The organism is Pseudomonas sp. GW821-FHT07B01 (genome assembly GCF_059419065.1).
Window position 1 is genome coordinate 80295 of the sequence record NZ_JBWKRA010000019.1, and the last position, 15061, is coordinate 95355.

Consider the following 15061-nt stretch of genomic DNA (forward strand, 5'->3'; position numbering starts at 1 on the left):
GACACAACGCCATGGTGAGTCGTGGTTGGGCTCGGGTTTTATGGCCGTCGGTGGCAGTGGCAAGCGGGCTGTGGGGCGCAGCGATGGCGGGCGACCTGCCGCCGCCGCCCGGCAGCATGGAGGCAGTTGCCGATGCACAGCTGTTTCTGGAACTGGTGGTCAACCAGATGGACACCGGCCGCGTCATCGCGGTCGAGCAGCGCGCCGGCCAGCTGTTTGTGCCGGCCAGCGCGTTGCAGGAAGTGGGCATGAAACTGCCCGGTGAGCCCGTCGGCAGTGTGGCCCTGGAACAAGTGCCGGGCCTGCACAGCGACTACGACAGCAACGGCCAGCGGCTGCTGCTGGATGTGCCGCCCTCCTGGCTGCAGGAACAGTTCATCGGCAACCGCAATACCTATCCGCGTACCCAGGCCATGAGCAGCTTCGGCGCCTTGCTCAACTATGACGTGTATTTCAATGACACCGACGATGGCGGCAGTTACCTCGCGGCCTGGAACGAAGTACGGCTGTTCGACACCTGGGGCACCTTGTCCAACACCGGGCAACTGCGCCAGACCCTGTCCGATGGAATCAGCAGCGGCACCCTCGACAATGGTTACCGACGTTACGACACCACCTGGCGTTTTTCCGACGATGAGCGCCTGCTGACCTACGAGGCCGGCGACGTGATCAGTGGCGCGCTGCCCTGGAGTAGCTCGGTGCGCCTGGGCGGGGTGCAACTGTCCCGGGATTTTGCCGTGCGCCCCGACCTGGTCACGTACCCCTTGCCGCAGTTTGCCGGTGAGGCGGCGGTGCCCTCGTCGGTGGACCTGTTTATCAACGGCTACAAATCCGACAGCGCGCGACTGCAACCCGGCCCCTACACCCTGACCAACATCCCATTCATCAACGGTGCCGGCGAGGCCGTGGTGGTCACCACCGATGCCTTGGGCCGCCAAGTGTCGACCACGGTACCGTTCTACGTCACCAGCACTTTGCTGCAACAAGGCTTGACGGACTTTTCGCTGGCCGCCGGTACTTTGCGCCGTGACTACACCCTACGGGACTTCGGCTACGGACCGGGCGTGGCCAGTGGCACGTTCCGCTATGGCTATTCCGATAACCTGACCCTGGAGAGCCACGCCGAAGCCTCCAGCGACCTGAGCCTCGGCGGGCTCGGCGGCAACCTGCGCCTGGGCAACTTCGGCGTGCTCAATACCGCCCTCAGCCAGAGCCAGTTCGACAGCCGCACGGGCCAGCAACTGAGCCTCGGTTACCAGTACAACAGCACGCGCTACAGCTTTATGTACCAACGGGTGGAACGTCGCGACGACTACGCCGACCTGACCCTGGTCGATACCCCATACGCCAGCCTCAGCAAGCGCAGCGAGCAGGTGACCTTGAGCCTCAACCTTCAACGTTTCGGCAGCCTGGGCCTGGGCTATTTCGACGTGCAGGCGGCGGACGACTCGCGCACGCGCCTGCTCAACCTGAGCTGGAGCAAACCGTTGTGGCGCAACACCAGCTTTTATCTGTCAGCCAACCGCGAAATCGGTGACAGTAACTGGGCCATGCAGGCGCAACTGGTCATCCCGTTCGACCTCAACGGCAGCCTGGCCTTGAGCACCGAGCGCAGCAAGGATGGCGCCAGTCGCCAGCGCATCAACTACAGCCGCGCGGTGCCCAGCGAAGGCGGGGTGGGCTACAACCTCGGCTATGCCCAGGGCGATGCCCCCAGCTATCGACAGGCCGACCTGACCTGGCGCTTGCAGTCGGTGCAGTTGCAGGCCGGCGTGTACGGCAGCAGTGAGGCCATGACGCGCTGGGCCGATGCCAGCGGCTCGCTGGTGTGGATGGGCGGCGAAACCTTTGCCGCCAACCGCATCAATGACGCCTTTGTGGTAGTGAGCACCCAAGGCTTTGCCGGGATTCCGGTGCGCTACGAAAACCAACTGGTGGGCCAGACCGACCGCAACGGCCATTTGCTGGTGCCGTGGAGCAGTGCCTATTACCGCGGCAAATACGAGATCGACCCCTTGAACCTGCCGGCGAATGTGCAAAGCCCCAATGTTGAGCAGCGCGTATCGGTACGCCGTGGCAGCGGTTACCTGCTGGAATTCCCCCTGCGCCGGGTGCTCGCTGCAAGCATCACTCTGGTGGACCGCCAGCATCAGGAGTTGCCGCTGGGCAGCCTGGTAGTGCACGAGCAAAGCAACACCCAAGCAGTGGTCGGCTGGGATGGCCTGGTGTATCTGGAAAACCTCAGCGCGCACAACACCTTGCAGGTCACCCTCGGTGAGGGCCGCACCTGCCAGGCGACATTTGATATTGATGAGCAGCAACAGGACGTGCCCTTGATCGGGCCATTAGTGTGCCAATGAGGGATCGAACAGGGAGTGTTCAGGTGAGGGGCTGCGTAGGGTTATATGGCGTAGGTTTGTTGTTTTGCGGACAGGCGATGGCGGCGTGTTCGGTGGTGTCCACCGTGCCAGCCAGTTTTGGTTCGATCAGTTCGATGACGGTGCGCACCGCCGCGCAAACCAGCTCTACGGCCAACTCAGGGTTGAGTTGCACCTCGGCGCTTATATCGCTGCTGGTGTCTACCGATCACTTTTACGCCACGATCACCTCGCCCCAGACCGGTATGGTCGGGCCGACCGGTGATGTGATCAGCTATACGATTTATGGCAACAACAGCACCAGCTATCCCATCACCCGTGGCAGCCAATTCGATTTCGGCGGCGCTGGCGGCATCGCCCAGAGCATTGGCCTGATCGCAGGGCCCGGCGCGAAAACCGTACCGCTGTACCTGAGCAGCATCACCGGCAGCAACGTCGCCGCCGGGGTGTACACCGAGACACTGAGCATCGCCTGGGTGTGGAATTATTGCTCGGGGATCGGCCTTGGCGGCATTTGCCTGGGACGTGACACCGGCAGTGGCACGGCGTCCCTGACCGTCAGCATGACCGTGACCAACGACTGCCAGATCACTGCCCCGAATATCAGCTTCGGCAGCGCGCCGGTGGTCAGTGGGTTTACTGCGGTGAGCGGGCAGACCATCAACATCGCCTGCACCAAGGGCAGCGCCTATACCGTGGGCTTGAGCGATGGCCAGAACCCGGTGAGTGTCGGCGGCCGGCGGCGTATGGTTTCCGGCGGCAATTACCTGGCCTATGACATTTTCAAAAGTGCCGGCACCACGCGTTGGGGCAGTGTCGGCGCGACGCGGCGGGCCAGCTCCACGGCCGAGGTCAATCCCGGCAACGGCTTGGGTAATGGCAGCCAGGTGTACAACTACAACGCCAAGGTCTACACCGACCAGCCCACGCCACCGGCTGGCACCTATCTGGATAACGTGGTGTTGGACGTCGGTTTCTAGAATGGCGTCTGCAACGCGGCGGCCTGATCCACCGGGCTGACCATCGCGTAGTTGTAGCCGCCTCCCGACCAGTAGTCGGCCTGCAAGCCATCGGCACTGCGGCTGCCGCGAGGCAGGAAACCGTTGTTCGGGCCCGGCGGGCGGATATAGAAGCTGATGCGCCGGCCTTGCGCGTCCTGGTACAGCACCATGGCTGCCGCGCCTTGGTCGGTGGTGAGCAGGCGCCCGCTGACCGGTTTGAAACCGGCTTGGCTCAGGTCGGGCAGGCGATGGGCCTTGTTGAAGTAACGGTCGAGCCAGGCCTGCATGGTGCCGCGGTCCTGGGCGTTGTAGTCGGCGGGCATGATGCCGTCCTGGGCAAACAGGCGGTAGGCCTGCATGGCGTCGGTCATCGGCAACAGTGGCGGCTGGGTGGCTTCACGGGCGTGCCAACCGCCAACCCCGCCGAGGCTCACGGCGATCAGCAACAACGCCGCCGTGGCCAAGTGCCGACGGGACTGTTTCTTGATGCGCTGGCGAATCAGCGCCGGGTCCAATGCCGGGTTGTGCGGCTGTTGCAGGGCGCCGCTCAACGACGCACGCAGCAACTGCGCATCCTGTTGCCAGGCCTGTACCTGGGCCGCCACTTCGGGGTGGCTGGCCAGCCAGGTTTCAAGCACACGGCGATCAGTGTCCGGCAATTGGTGATCGACGTAGGCATGTAAATCGCGTTCGCTGGGGGGCAGACTGATCATTTGAGTCTCCGCAGGGCAGGGCCGGTCATTTCGCCATCGCTGAGTTGACGCAGCGCTTGGCGTGCGCGGGACAGGCGTGACATCACGGTGCCGATGGGCACCTTGAGGATCTCGGCCACTTCCTTGTAGCTCAAGCCCTCGACGGACACCCACAGCAACAGGGCGCGCTGTTCGGTGTTCAGTTGGTCGAAGGCTTGCAGGGTGGATTGGGCCAGCACCGTGCGTTCCACCGAAGGTTGCACGTCATCGCGGCCGGTGAAGAATTCGAGCATGCGCGCATAGCGGCGGTTGCGGCGGTGGGCGTCGAGGAACTGCCGGTAGAGGATCGAAAACAGCCAGGCGCGCAGATCGCCCTCGATACGTTTATCGGCCCAGGCGACGATCGCGCGTTCCAGGGTCGATTGCACCAGGTCATCGGCGCTGCTGCTGTTGCGCGTCAGGGACACGGCAAAACGCCGCAACCTGGGGATGAGTTCGCGTAACTGTTCGTCGAGTTCATGCATGGGTGTCTGGCTGATCACTACGCTGGGACTAGAGAGACGCCCGGCGTTGAAGTTTATTCCCCGTCCCGCAAAATAAATCCAGGGCCTTGGAATAGAGCCAATCGGCGTTCGTCTTAATGCTCCGACCTTATGTTTCAGCCTGAGGCCTCTGGCCCTGGAGTTCCTGCATGGTAGATCACTCATCACCCCCCCGTCCTCCCTTGAGCACTGCGAGCCTGATCGCACGACTTGCCGGCATCGGTGCCGTGGTTGCGGTTGTTGCCGGGGCATTTGCCTACGTCAATGGCACGCTCGACCCACAACGCCTGCGGCCAAAAACCTTGGTCAATGCTCTGGAAACCAATAACGGCGTGCATCCGGGCTTTCGCCGTAACCATGCCAAGGGCGTATGCGTGGCGGGTTATTTCCAGAGTAGTACCGAGGCCCGTGCCTATTCCAACGCCCAGGTGTTCAGCGAGGCCAAGACTCCGATCATCGGCCGCTTTGCCTTGCCCAGCGGCAACCCCTACGCGCCGGACAGCAGTGTGCCGATTCGCAGTTTCGCCGTGCAGTTCAGCCAGGCCAACGGCCAGCAATGGCGTACAGGGATGAACAGCATGCCGGTGTTCCCGGTGGGCACGCCCGAGGCGTTCTACCAGTTGCTCAAGGCCGGCGCGCCAGACCCGGCCACTGGCAAGCCGAACCCGTCGAGCATGCCGGCTTTTTTTGCCGCACACCCGGAGACCGCGCCATTCCTGGCCTGGGTCAAGACCGCCAAGCCATCGGCCAGTTATGCGACTGAAACCTATAACGGCATCAACGCGTTTTACCTGGTGGCTGCCGATGGTACGCGCCAGGCCGTGCGTTGGGAGGTGGTGCCCCAGAGCCAGGACGCGGCGGATGATACCGCACCTGCTGGCAGTGACTTCCTCGAGCAGGACTTGGTGCGACGCCTGGCCGCCGGGCCGTTGCGTTGGCAGTTGAACATGACCCTGGCCAACCCCGGCGACCCGCTGGACGACGCAAGCAAGACTTGGACCGGTGCGCACAAGGTCCTCAACGCCGGCACGTTGGTGCTGCAAAGCAGCCAGCCCCAGGCAGACGGTGATTGCCGCGATATCAACTTTGACCCGCTGATTCTGCCCAGTGGTATCCAAGCCTCCAACGACCCCTTGCTGGCCGCCCGTTCGGCCGCGTATGCCAGTTCGTACCTGCGCCGCGCCGGTGAAGTCAGCCCGTTGCACAGCGCCCCTCAGGAGTCGAAGCCATGAATGCTCAACCACGGTTCTTTGCGCCCTTGGCGCGCGTGTTGCACTGGCTGATGGCGTTGATGATCATCGCCATGCTGTTTATCGGCGCGGGTCTGGCGGCGTCGGTGTCGGAGCGCCATGAGTGGCTGATCCACCTGCACAAGCCGCTGGGCATTGCGATTCTGGCGCTGGTGATCGTGCGCCTGGCGGTGCGTTTCTCGACGCGCCAACCGCCGTTGCCAGCGGATTTACCGGTGTGGCAAAGGCTCGCAGCCAAGGCCTCCCATGTGCTGTTGTACGCCTTGATGCTGGTGTTGCCGCTGCTGGGTTGGGCGATGATTTCAGCGGCTGGCGACCCGGTGATGCTCAGCAGTAACCTGCAATTGCCCGCGCTGGTGGGGGCGAATGCGCCGTTGTTCGCGCTGTTGCGCAAGGCTCACGGCTACCTGGCCTATCTGCTGTTTCTCTCCGTGCTGGTGCATCTGGCGGCCGCGTTGTTCCACGGTTTGATCCGCCGCGATGGTGTCTTGCAAAGCATGACCGGCAGCAAGGATTGACCGCTCTTGTGGCGAGCGAGCTTGCTCGCGCTGGGCTGCGAAGCAGCCCCAAAACAGCCTGCTCGGTGTGTCAGGTGATCCGGCAGTGATTTTCATGGGGCCGCTATGCGGCCCAGCGCGAGCAAGCTCGCTCGCCACAAAAAGCTTGTCACAGGGGGTTAGCGCAAACGCCCGACGATATCAGCGACGCTGCTCAAGACGTCCTTGCCCAACTGTTTTGAACGATCGCCTGACCAGCCAGTTCGCAGGTTGGGTGCGTCGTCGTTGTCCTTGAAAGGCATTTCCAGGGTCAGGGACAGGCAGTCGTACTTTTCCCCCACCGCGTTGCAGGCCAGGGTCATGTTGGCTTGGCCGGGCAGGTCGCGGGTGTAGCCGTGGGTGGTCTGGAAGTCGCGTGTCAGGTGGCTCAAATGGCTGCGGAAGTGTTTTTCCAGGGCTTCGATGCGCGGCGTGTAGCCGGGGTTGCCTTCGCAGGCTGCGGTGAACACGTAGGGGATTTCTTCATCGCCGTGGATGTCGAGGAACATATCCACGCCGTATTTTTCCATCTGTTGCTGCACAAACAGGACTTCCGGGCTGAGTTCCTGGCTGGCGCTTTGCCAGGCGCGGTTAAGGTCTTGGCCCATGGCGTTGGTGCGCAGGTGGCCGTGGAAGGCGCCATCCGGGTTCATGTTCGGTACCAGGTACAGATCGGCGACGGCCAGCAGTTTTTTCAGTTCGTCGTCGCCGTCCTTTTGCAGGCGCTCAATCACGCCCTCCATAAACCATTCGGCCATGTGCTCACCGGGGTGCTGCTGGGCGATGATCCACACCTTGCGCCGGCCTTCGATCCCTTTGCCACGGCGCAGCAGTTGGATATCGCGGCCTTCAGCGCTCTTGCCGGTGGCCAGCAGGGTGACCCCGGCGTACTTCAGGGCTTGCTCGATCAGCCAGTTATGGCGTTCACGGCTGTAGGGCTCGAAGTAGGCAAACCAGGCGTGCTTTTGCCGGGTCTGGAGGGTGATGTGCAGGATCTCGCCATCAAAGCGCGTCGGTACCCGGAACCAGTTGATATGGTCGTAGGACGCCACGGCGTTGTAGCCGCTCCAGGCATGCTTGTAGGACGAGCGCCCTGCGTTGCTCAAGCGAAAGGTATGGGTGTGCCCCACGTGCATGCCTTCGGCCTTGAAGTGGAACCATTGGTAGTGATCGCTGCGGGTGTCGGGTTTGATTGCCAGCAACAACTGATAAGCGTCGCTGGCATCCAGGACCTGGATGTTGCCGCTGTCGAAGTCGGTGCTGATCTTGATGGAGGTCAAGGCCACGGTCATAGTCTGGTTGCCTGAATATGAGTGATGTGGCGGCTATCTTACACAGGCGTTCGGTAAAACCTGGATGCAAAAATTGTTGCAGGGGGAGGGGGCGTCATCCGTGACGCCGCCGCAGCTTAGAGTCTATGAGATTGATTCTCAAGCGCTAATTCGCAGAGATACGCGCTGGAGCACTCGGACGACTTTCTTTGGGCGATAGTCTTTTGCTACCATGCGCGCCATCGAGCAACACACAGTCTTCATTAGCCTGAAGCCATGCCAGGAAAACTGGCAAAAAAAAGACCCGGCCAAAGAGCCGGGTCAAAAACCGTGATTAGCCTGATGAGGAGATATTCCAAGAGTCCGACCTAAGGTCTCTTGGTCTATCGACTGATCTCGCGATCAGCTGAGACCAATAATAATCATTATCATTTGCAAGTCAAATGTTTTTATCCGTGGGATAGAAATATTTTTCTTTCATGCCTGCTAAGCGTTTGCCGCCGCTCTGGGCGCTTGCAACGACCGCTCCACCATCGCCTTCGCCATATCGATCAAATACACCACTGAAAACGCCAGGTCGCGCTGGTTGCCCTGATGGGTGCACGCCGACTCGTAGGCGGTAGCCGCTGCACTTCTCAATAGGTCCGAGGCGTGTATCAGGGCCTCCTCCTGGCTGACTTCGGGTTTGATCGCGAACATGGCCCCGTCCGAATCCGGCGTCGACCGATTTTCTTTCAAGTAGTAGTCCAGTGCGCGCTGGGCTGCGCCACTGTTGCACATGTCGTTTACTTCAGTCAGTTCGGATGTGTCGGGCGTTGGGTGTGTGCGGGTCGTCATAAGCGGCAGTACTCCGGTGGGTGTCGAAATCCTTGGGCTTGATGATAGTACGTATCGTATTCCTGTCGTTTTATGGATTACTACAAACTGTTTATTGCCCGCAAAAATGGGGCCCGTATTGTGATGCGCCATGGATAACTGGATAGCGTTGGTCAAAGCCAACATGAAAGACCGCAAGGTCACGCAGGATGAACTGGCGCAGCGCCTGGGGATGTCCCAGGGCGGCATCGGCCATTGGCTCAATAAACGCCGCGTGCCGAGCCTGGCGGACATGAACCGCGTGCTGGTCGAACTGGGGTTGGGGTATTTGGAGGTGGCGCTGGAGATTCGTGAACGGGCCGCGCAAGTGCCTGAACGGGAAGCGCACTACAACCCGTATTTCCGCTACCCGGTCAGCGACTGGAAGCAGGCCTGCGAGCTGCGTGAGGAGCGTGCGCCTTATAGGGCCGAGCGCTACGAATTGAACGATTACCACGCCCGAGGCGAGGCATTCTGGTTGCCGGTGACGGGAGACGCCATGACCGCCCCCACGGGCATGAGCATTGCGGCTGGCATGATGATCCTGGTTGACCCGGCCATCGCGCCCGAGCCCGGCAGGCTGGTGGTGGCTCAATGGGCCGGTAACCCCCAGGCGACCTTTCGCCAACTGCAGGAAGAAAGCGGCCAGCACTACCTGGTGCCGCTCAACCCCACTTACCCCAAGGTACTGCTCACCGACGGCTGCCGCCTCCTGGGTGTGGTGGTGCAAGCCACGGCGAAGTTCTAGCCGGCCGTTTCAAGCTCCACCAGCGCGCTGCCTTCGGCTACCATTTCACCTTCCTGGCAGAACAGCGCCTTGACCACCCCGGCGTGGGGCGCACGGATGCTGTGTTCCATCTTCATGGCTTCGAGCACCACCAGTTGAGTACCAGCCTCAACGGTTTGGCCCACCTCTACGAGCACCCGCACGATGCTGCCGTTCATGGGGGCGGTGAGGCCACCCTGATGGGATTGATTGGCCTCGACCGCCGCAATCGGGTCGAACAGGCTGACGGCATGCATCTCGCCGTCCCAACGCAGGTACAGGCTGCCTTCACTGCGCACCGCCAGATGAGCACGGCGCACGCCCTGATGTTCAGTCAGCAACTGTTCGCCGCATAACTGAGACGGTTGCCCGGTCAGTGTCACCAGCCGATCCTGCCCATTGCAGCTCAGGTGCAGCGACACCTCGACAGGCAGGCCCACGCGAAAGCCCTGGTGACTTGCCCAAGGCCCGTCACCTATCGGCAAGCTCTGCATAAACGCCGAGCCCGCCGCTTGCCAGAACTCATCGCTCAAGGCTCCTGGCGTCGGCAACAGCTCACCCTGATAGCGCGGGATAAACCCGGTATCCAACTCGGCCGCGGCAAACGCAGGGTGTCCGATGATGCGCCGCAAAAAGCCCAGGTTGGTCTTGAGCCCGCCGACCGCAAACTCATTCAGCATGCTCAATAAGCGCAGGCGCGCCTGTTCGCGGTCTTCACCCCAGGCAATCAACTTGCCGAGCATCGGGTCGTAGAAGGGCGACACGCTGTCGTCTTGCTCGACGCCGCTATCCACCCGGCGTCCAGGGCCTGGGCTGGACTCGCGGTACAGCGCCAGGTGCCCGGTGGCCGGCAGAAAGTCATTGGCCGGGTCTTCGGCATACAGCCGCACTTCAATCGCATGACCGTTCAACGCGACCTGCTCTTGCGTGATCGGCAGCGCCTCGCCCTGGGCAACCCGGATCTGCCAGGCCACCAGGTCGAGGCCGGTAATCGCTTCGGTCACCGGATGCTCGACTTGCAGCCGCGTGTTCATCTCCATGAAGAAAAACTCGCCACGGGCATCCAGCAAAAACTCCACCGTACCTGCGCCGACATACCCGATGGCCTGGGCAGCGCGCACGGCCGCTTCGCCCATGGCCCGGCGCTGCTCGACACTCAAGCCGGGTGCCGGGGCTTCTTCCACGACTTTCTGATGGCGCCGCTGGATCGAGCAGTCGCGCTCATTGAGGTACAGGCAATGACCTTGCTGGTCGGCAAACACTTGGATCTCGACATGCCGCGGCTTGAGCAGGTATTTCTCCACCAGCATCTGCCCGTTGCCGAACGACGACAGCGCCTCACGCTGGGCGGAGGCCAGGGCTTCTGCCAGTTGGCTGACGTCCTCGACCACCTTCATACCCTTGCCACCGCCACCCGCCGTGGCCTTGAGCAGCACCGGGTAGCCGATACGCTCACAGGCGGCGCGGAAGGTCTCCAGGTCCTGGGCCTCGCCGTGATAACCCGGCACAAGGGGTACGCCAGCCGTTTCCATCAAGGCCTTGGCCGCGGATTTGCTGCCCATGGCGTCGATTGCCGAGGCGGGCGGGCCGAGGAAGATCAAGCCTGCCGCCTCGATGGCCCGGGCGAAGCTGGCGTTTTCCGAGAGGAAGCCGTAGCCGGGGTGAATCGCCTGGGCGCCGCTGGCGTGGGCGGCGGCAATCAGCTTGTCGATTTGCAGGTAACTGTCGGTGGCTTTGCTGCCGCCCAGGTCGACGCGGATATCGGCTTCACGGCTATGGCGGGCATCGCGGTCGATGGCGCTGTGCACAGCCACAGTGGTCAACCCCATGGCCTTGGCGGTACGCATGACCCGGCAGGCGATCTCGCCACGGTTGGCCACCAGAACGGTGGTAAGTGTGCTCATGAACGCGGCTCCTGGGTTTGCCAACTTGGCGCACGTTTTTGCAGAAACGCGCGCAAACCTTCCTGGCCCTCGGCGCTCACCCGAATGCGCGCAATGGCATTTTCGCAATAGCGGCGCAGCGCGGGGGTGAGGGCACCGTTGCCCACTTCGCGCAGCAAATCCTTACTGGCACGCATGGCCGCCGGGCTGTTTTGCAGCAAGTTGGTGACCCACTGGTCCACCTGTTGATCCAGGCTCTCGGCCGGATAACTTTCCGCCAGCAAGCCGATGTCCCGTGCGCGTTGGCCGCCGAACCGCTCGGCTGTGAGTGCATAACGACGGGCAGCGCGTTCGCCGATGGCCTGCACCACGAACGGGCTGATCACCGCCGGCGCCAGGCCGATACGCACTTCCGACAGGCAGAACTGCGCGTCGTCGGCACCGATGGCCATGTCACAGCAGCTGATCAGGCCCAGCGCGCCCCCGTAGGCCGCACCTTGCACCACCGCCAGCGTGGGGATTTTCAGTTTGGACAGGTTGTACATCAGCTCTGCCAGTTCCCGGGCGTCGTCCAGGTTGGTGTGGTAGTCCAACTCGGCCGATTGCTGCATCCAGGCCAGGTCGGCACCGGCGCTGAAGTGCTTGCCACGCCCGCGCAGTACCAGGAAGCGCAGGGACGGGTCGCCTTGTACGCGGTCAAGGGCCAGGATCAGCTCGCGGATCATCTCGGCGTTGAACGCGTTGTTCTTGGCTTCGCGGCTGAGCCACAGCGTGGCAAAGCCACGGCGGTCAGTGATCAGTTCGAGGGTGTTGAAGTCGCTCATGCAAGGAGCTCCATGATAATGAGAGGCCTCCTGTAGGAGCGAGCTTGTTGTGGCGAGCAAGCTTGCTTGCGCTGGGGTGCGCAGCGCCCCCAAAAAAGCCGGGACTGCTGCGCAGTCAGCGGGAGCAAGCTCCCTCGCCACAACAGGCGCGCTCCTACAGGTTACATGCGGAACACGCCGAAGCGGCTCGGCTCGATGGGGGCGTTCAGTGCGGCGGACAAGGCCAGGGCCAGCACGTCACGGGTCTGCAGCGGGTCGATCACGCCGTCATCCCACAGGCGCGCGCTGGAGTAGTAGGGATGGCCCTGGGTTTCATACTGGTCGAGGATCGGCTGCTTGATCGCGGCTTCCTCCTCGGCACTGAAACCGTTGCCGGCGCGCTCAGCCTGTTCGCGCTTGACCTGCACCAACACCCCGGCGGCTTGTTCGGCACCCATCACGCCAATACGTGCGTTGGGCCACATCCACAAAAAGCGCGGGTCGTAGGCGCGGCCACACATCCCATAGTTACCCGCACCAAAGCTGCCACCGATGATCACGGTGAATTTCGGCACCTTGGCGCACGCCACGGCGGTGACCAGCTTGGCGCCGTGCTTGGCAATGCCGCCGGCTTCGTACTTCTGGCCGACCATGAAGCCGGTGATGTTTTGCAGGAACAGCAGTGGAATCCCGCGCTGGCAGGCCAGTTCGATAAAGTGCGCGCCTTTCTGCGCGGCTTCGGCGAAGAGGATGCCGTTGTTGGCCAGGATCGCTATCGGGTAGCCATGCAAGTGCGCAAAGCCGCACACCAGGGTCGTGCCGAACAGGGCCTTGAACTCATCGAACACCGAGCCGTCCACCAGCCGTGCGATGACTTCGCGCACATCAAAGGGTTGCTTGGCATCCGCAGGGATCACGCCGTACAACTCTTCGCTGCTGTACAGCGGCGCCACCGGCGGGCGTTGCAGCAGCTCACCCTGCTTGCGCCAATTGAGGTTGGCCACGCTGCGCCGGGCCAGCGCCAGGGCGTGTTCATCGCTGTCGGCATAGTGGTCGGCCACGCCCGAGACCTTGCAGTGCACATCGGCGCCACCCAGCTCTTCGGCGCTCACCACTTCACCGGTGGCGGCCTTCACCAGCGGCGGGCCGGCGAGGAAGATGGTGGCTTGCTGGCGCACCATGATCGCTTCGTCGGCCATGGCCGGCACGTAGGCGCCGCCGGCGGTGCACGAGCCCATCACCACGGCAATCTGGGGAATGCCCTGGGCGCTCATATTGGCCTGGTTGAAGAAGATCCGCCCGAAGTGCTCGCGGTCGGGGAACACCTCGTCCTGGCGCGGCAGGTTGGCGCCGCCGGAGTCCACCAGGTAGATACACGGCAGGCGGTTCTGCTCGGCGATGGTCTGGGCGCGCAGGTGCTTTTTGACGGTCAGCGGGTAATAGGAGCCGCCTTTGACCGTGGCATCGTTGGCCACGATCATGCATTCGACGCCTTCCACCCGGCCGATGCCGGCAATCACCCCGGCAGCCGGGACGTCTTCGCCATACACCTGATGAGCTGCCAGTTGGCTCAGCTCGAGAAACGGTGAGCCCGGGTCGAGCAGACGGTTGATACGCTCGCGGGGTAACAGTTTGCCGCGTGAGGTGTGGCGTTCCTGGGCCTTGGCGCCGCCACCTTGATGGACGTGGGCGAGCAGGCTGTGCAGGGCGTCGACCTGTTCAAGCATCGCCGCGCGGTTGGCGGAAAATTCCGCCGAGCGCGGGTTGAGCTGGGTGTGCAGGGTGGCCATGGGCGTGCTCCTTCAGCGGGTTTCGTTGAACAGTTCGCGACCGATCAACATCCGCCGAATCTCACTGGTGCCCGCACCAATTTCGTAGAGCTTGGCGTCACGCAACAGGCGCCCGGCGGGGAATTCGTTGATATAGCCATTGCCGCCCAGAATCTGGATCGCATCCAGGGCCATTTGCGTGGCGCGCTCGGCGCTGTAGAGGATCACGCCCGCAGCGTCCTTGCGCGTGGTCTCGCCGCGTTCACACGCCTGGGCCACCGCGTAGAGGTAAGCGCGGCTGGCGTTGAGCTGGGTGTACATATCGGCGACCTTGCCCTGGATCAACTGGAATTCGCCGATGCTCTGGCCGAACTGCTTGCGGTCGTGGATGTAGGGCACGATCAAGTCCATGCATGCCTGCATGATCCCGGTAGGCCCTCCGGAGAGCACCACGCGCTCGTAGTCCAGGCCGCTCATCAACACTTTCACGCCGCCATTGAGCACGCCGAGGATGTTTTCTTCGGGTACCTCGACGTCGTCGAAAAACAGCTCGCAGGTGTTGGAGCCGCGCATGCCCAGCTTGTCGAATTTATTGCTGCGGCTGAAGCCTTTCCAGTCGCGCTCGACGATGAAGGCGGTGATGCCGTGGGGGCCTTTTTCCAGGTCGGTCTTGGCGTAGATCACATAGGTGTTGGCGTCCGGGCCGTTGGTGATCCAGGTCTTGCTGCCATTGAGTACGTAATGGTCGCCGCGCTTGTCGGCGCGCAGTTTCATCGACACCACGTCGGAACCGGCATTCGGCTCGCTCATGGCCAGGGCGCCGATGTGCTCGCCGCTGATCAGCTTGGGCAGGTACTTGAGTTTTTGTGCGTGGTTGCCGTTGCGGTTGATCTGGTTGACGCACAGGTTGGAGTGCGCCCCGTAGGACAACGCCACCGAGGCCGAGCCACGGCTGATTTCTTCCATGCTCACCACATGGGCCAGGTAACCCAGGCCGGCACCGCCGTATTCCTCGGGCACGGTGATGCCCAGCAGGCCCATGTCGCCGAACTTGCGCCACAGGTCGGCGGGGAACAGGTTGTCGATGTCGATCTGGGCCGCGCGCGGTGCGATCTCCTTGGCCACGAAGGACTGCACCTGGTCGCGCAGCATGTCGATGGTCTCGCCGAGGGCGAAGTTCAGGGACGGGTAACTCATGGACAGGCACCTTAATGTGAGCTTTGTTGTTGTGTGGGCAGGGCGCGAGAGGAGGGCGCTCACCTTTACGTTAACGTAAGCTTGCGTTGCGGCGCTGTCAATCGTAGTTTACGTATAC

General features: G+C 62.5%; 13 protein-coding genes. 5 read left to right on the plus strand and 8 right to left on the minus strand.

The window, feature by feature from the left end; translation table 11 throughout:
• Positions 1-11: 11 nt before the first annotated feature.
• Positions 12-2360, plus strand: coding sequence for a fimbria/pilus outer membrane usher protein (locus AC07S6_RS20100; protein ID WP_490615034.1), 2349 nt, complete (start codon positions 12-14; stop codon positions 2358-2360).
• Entirely contained in the window at positions 2357-3358 is a 1002-nt protein-coding gene (locus tag AC07S6_RS20105; protein ID WP_495112877.1) for a Csu type fimbrial protein, read from the plus strand. The genes AC07S6_RS20100 and AC07S6_RS20105 overlap by 4 nt, the downstream gene beginning before the upstream one ends.
• Here AC07S6_RS20105 and AC07S6_RS20110 read toward each other — a convergent pair.
• Positions 3355-4092 (minus strand): anti-sigma factor family protein, encoded by a 738-nt coding sequence (locus tag AC07S6_RS20110; RefSeq protein WP_495112878.1) that lies wholly within the window; start codon positions 4090-4092, stop codon positions 3355-3357. The genes AC07S6_RS20105 and AC07S6_RS20110 overlap by 4 nt on opposite strands.
• Complete coding sequence (locus tag AC07S6_RS20115) at positions 4089-4595, minus strand: sigma-70 family RNA polymerase sigma factor (protein ID WP_034127925.1); 507 nt, start codon at positions 4593-4595, stop codon at positions 4089-4091. The genes AC07S6_RS20110 and AC07S6_RS20115 overlap by 4 nt, the downstream gene beginning before the upstream one ends.
• 167 nt (positions 4596-4762) lie before the next feature.
• Between AC07S6_RS20115 and AC07S6_RS20120 the strand changes: the two genes are divergently transcribed.
• Together AC07S6_RS20120 and AC07S6_RS20125 are read left to right on the plus strand one after the other, a co-directional pair.
• A complete protein-coding gene (locus tag AC07S6_RS20120; RefSeq protein WP_198861997.1) occupies positions 4763-5845 on the plus strand; it encodes a catalase family peroxidase in 1083 nt (360 codons plus the stop codon).
• On the plus strand, positions 5842-6381 hold the full coding sequence (locus AC07S6_RS20125; RefSeq protein WP_495112879.1) for a cytochrome b: 540 nt from the start codon (positions 5842-5844) through the stop codon (positions 6379-6381). Before AC07S6_RS20120 ends, AC07S6_RS20125 begins: the two co-directional genes overlap by 4 nt.
• A 158-nt stretch (positions 6382-6539) precedes the next feature.
• Here the strand turns inward: AC07S6_RS20125 and AC07S6_RS20130 are convergent, their stop codons facing one another.
• Together AC07S6_RS20130 and AC07S6_RS20135 are read right to left on the minus strand one after the other, a co-directional pair.
• Complete coding sequence (locus AC07S6_RS20130) at positions 6540-7691, minus strand: M14 family metallopeptidase (protein WP_197881675.1); 1152 nt, start codon at positions 7689-7691, stop codon at positions 6540-6542.
• A gap of 465 nt (positions 7692-8156) precedes the next feature.
• Positions 8157-8450 carry a DUF6124 family protein gene (locus AC07S6_RS20135; RefSeq protein WP_186527194.1) on the minus strand — a complete coding sequence of 98 codons (294 nt, stop codon included), beginning with the start codon at positions 8448-8450 and terminating at the stop codon, positions 8157-8159.
• A 187-nt stretch (positions 8451-8637) separates the two neighbouring features.
• On the opposite strand from AC07S6_RS20135, the gene AC07S6_RS20140 reads away from it, so the two are divergent.
• On the plus strand, positions 8638-9273 hold the full coding sequence (locus AC07S6_RS20140; protein WP_495112880.1) for a LexA family protein: 636 nt from the start codon (positions 8638-8640) through the stop codon (positions 9271-9273).
• On the opposite strand, the gene AC07S6_RS20145 is transcribed toward AC07S6_RS20140, so the two are convergent.
• The 4 genes from AC07S6_RS20145 to AC07S6_RS20160 form a co-directional block, all read right to left on the minus strand.
• Positions 9270-11195: an acetyl/propionyl/methylcrotonyl-CoA carboxylase subunit alpha gene (locus tag AC07S6_RS20145; protein ID WP_495112881.1), complete on the minus strand. Its 1926-nt coding sequence runs from the start codon at positions 11193-11195 to the stop codon at positions 9270-9272. The two genes, AC07S6_RS20140 and AC07S6_RS20145, sit on opposite strands and share 4 nt — an antisense overlap.
• Positions 11192-11998 (minus strand): gamma-carboxygeranoyl-CoA hydratase, encoded by an 807-nt coding sequence (locus AC07S6_RS20150; RefSeq protein ID WP_495112882.1) that lies wholly within the window; start codon positions 11996-11998, stop codon positions 11192-11194. Before AC07S6_RS20150 ends, AC07S6_RS20145 begins: the two co-directional genes overlap by 4 nt.
• Positions 11999-12159: 161 nt before the next feature.
• Positions 12160-13767, minus strand: a complete 1608-nt coding sequence (locus tag AC07S6_RS20155; protein ID WP_054897278.1) for a carboxyl transferase domain-containing protein — start codon at positions 13765-13767, stop codon at positions 12160-12162.
• Between the two features lie 12 nt (positions 13768-13779).
• Positions 13780-14943, minus strand: a complete 1164-nt coding sequence (locus AC07S6_RS20160) for an isovaleryl-CoA dehydrogenase (protein WP_032896578.1) — start codon at positions 14941-14943, stop codon at positions 13780-13782.
• Positions 14944-15061: the final 118 nt, after the last annotated feature.

Excerpts from the sequence above, each read along its gene's own strand:
- AC07S6_RS20135 (WP_186527194.1), bottom strand. The coding sequence starts at position 8,450 with ATGTGCAACAGTGGCGCAGCCCAGCGCGCACTGGACTACTACTTGAAA.
- AC07S6_RS20130 (WP_197881675.1), bottom strand. The coding sequence starts at position 7,691 with ATGACCGTGGCCTTGACCTCCATCAAGATCAGCACCGACTTCGACAGC.
- AC07S6_RS20115 (WP_034127925.1), bottom strand. The coding sequence starts at position 4,595 with ATGCATGAACTCGACGAACAGTTACGCGAACTCATCCCCAGGTTGCGG.
- AC07S6_RS20160 (WP_032896578.1), bottom strand. The coding sequence starts at position 14,943 with ATGAGTTACCCGTCCCTGAACTTCGCCCTCGGCGAGACCATCGACATG.
- AC07S6_RS20100 (WP_490615034.1), top strand. The coding sequence starts at position 12 with ATGGTGAGTCGTGGTTGGGCTCGGGTTTTATGGCCGTCGGTGGCAGTG.
- AC07S6_RS20105 (WP_495112877.1), top strand. The coding sequence starts at position 2,357 with ATGAGGGATCGAACAGGGAGTGTTCAGGTGAGGGGCTGCGTAGGGTTA.
- AC07S6_RS20145 (WP_495112881.1), bottom strand. The coding sequence starts at position 11,195 with ATGAGCACACTTACCACCGTTCTGGTGGCCAACCGTGGCGAGATCGCC.
- AC07S6_RS20110 (WP_495112878.1), bottom strand. The coding sequence starts at position 4,092 with ATGATCAGTCTGCCCCCCAGCGAACGCGATTTACATGCCTACGTCGAT.
- AC07S6_RS20120 (WP_198861997.1), top strand. The coding sequence starts at position 4,763 with ATGGTAGATCACTCATCACCCCCCCGTCCTCCCTTGAGCACTGCGAGC.
- AC07S6_RS20140 (WP_495112880.1), top strand. The coding sequence starts at position 8,638 with ATGGATAACTGGATAGCGTTGGTCAAAGCCAACATGAAAGACCGCAAG.
- AC07S6_RS20155 (WP_054897278.1), bottom strand. The coding sequence starts at position 13,767 with ATGGCCACCCTGCACACCCAGCTCAACCCGCGCTCGGCGGAATTTTCC.
- AC07S6_RS20150 (WP_495112882.1), bottom strand. The coding sequence starts at position 11,998 with ATGAGCGACTTCAACACCCTCGAACTGATCACTGACCGCCGTGGCTTT.
- AC07S6_RS20125 (WP_495112879.1), top strand. The coding sequence starts at position 5,842 with ATGAATGCTCAACCACGGTTCTTTGCGCCCTTGGCGCGCGTGTTGCAC.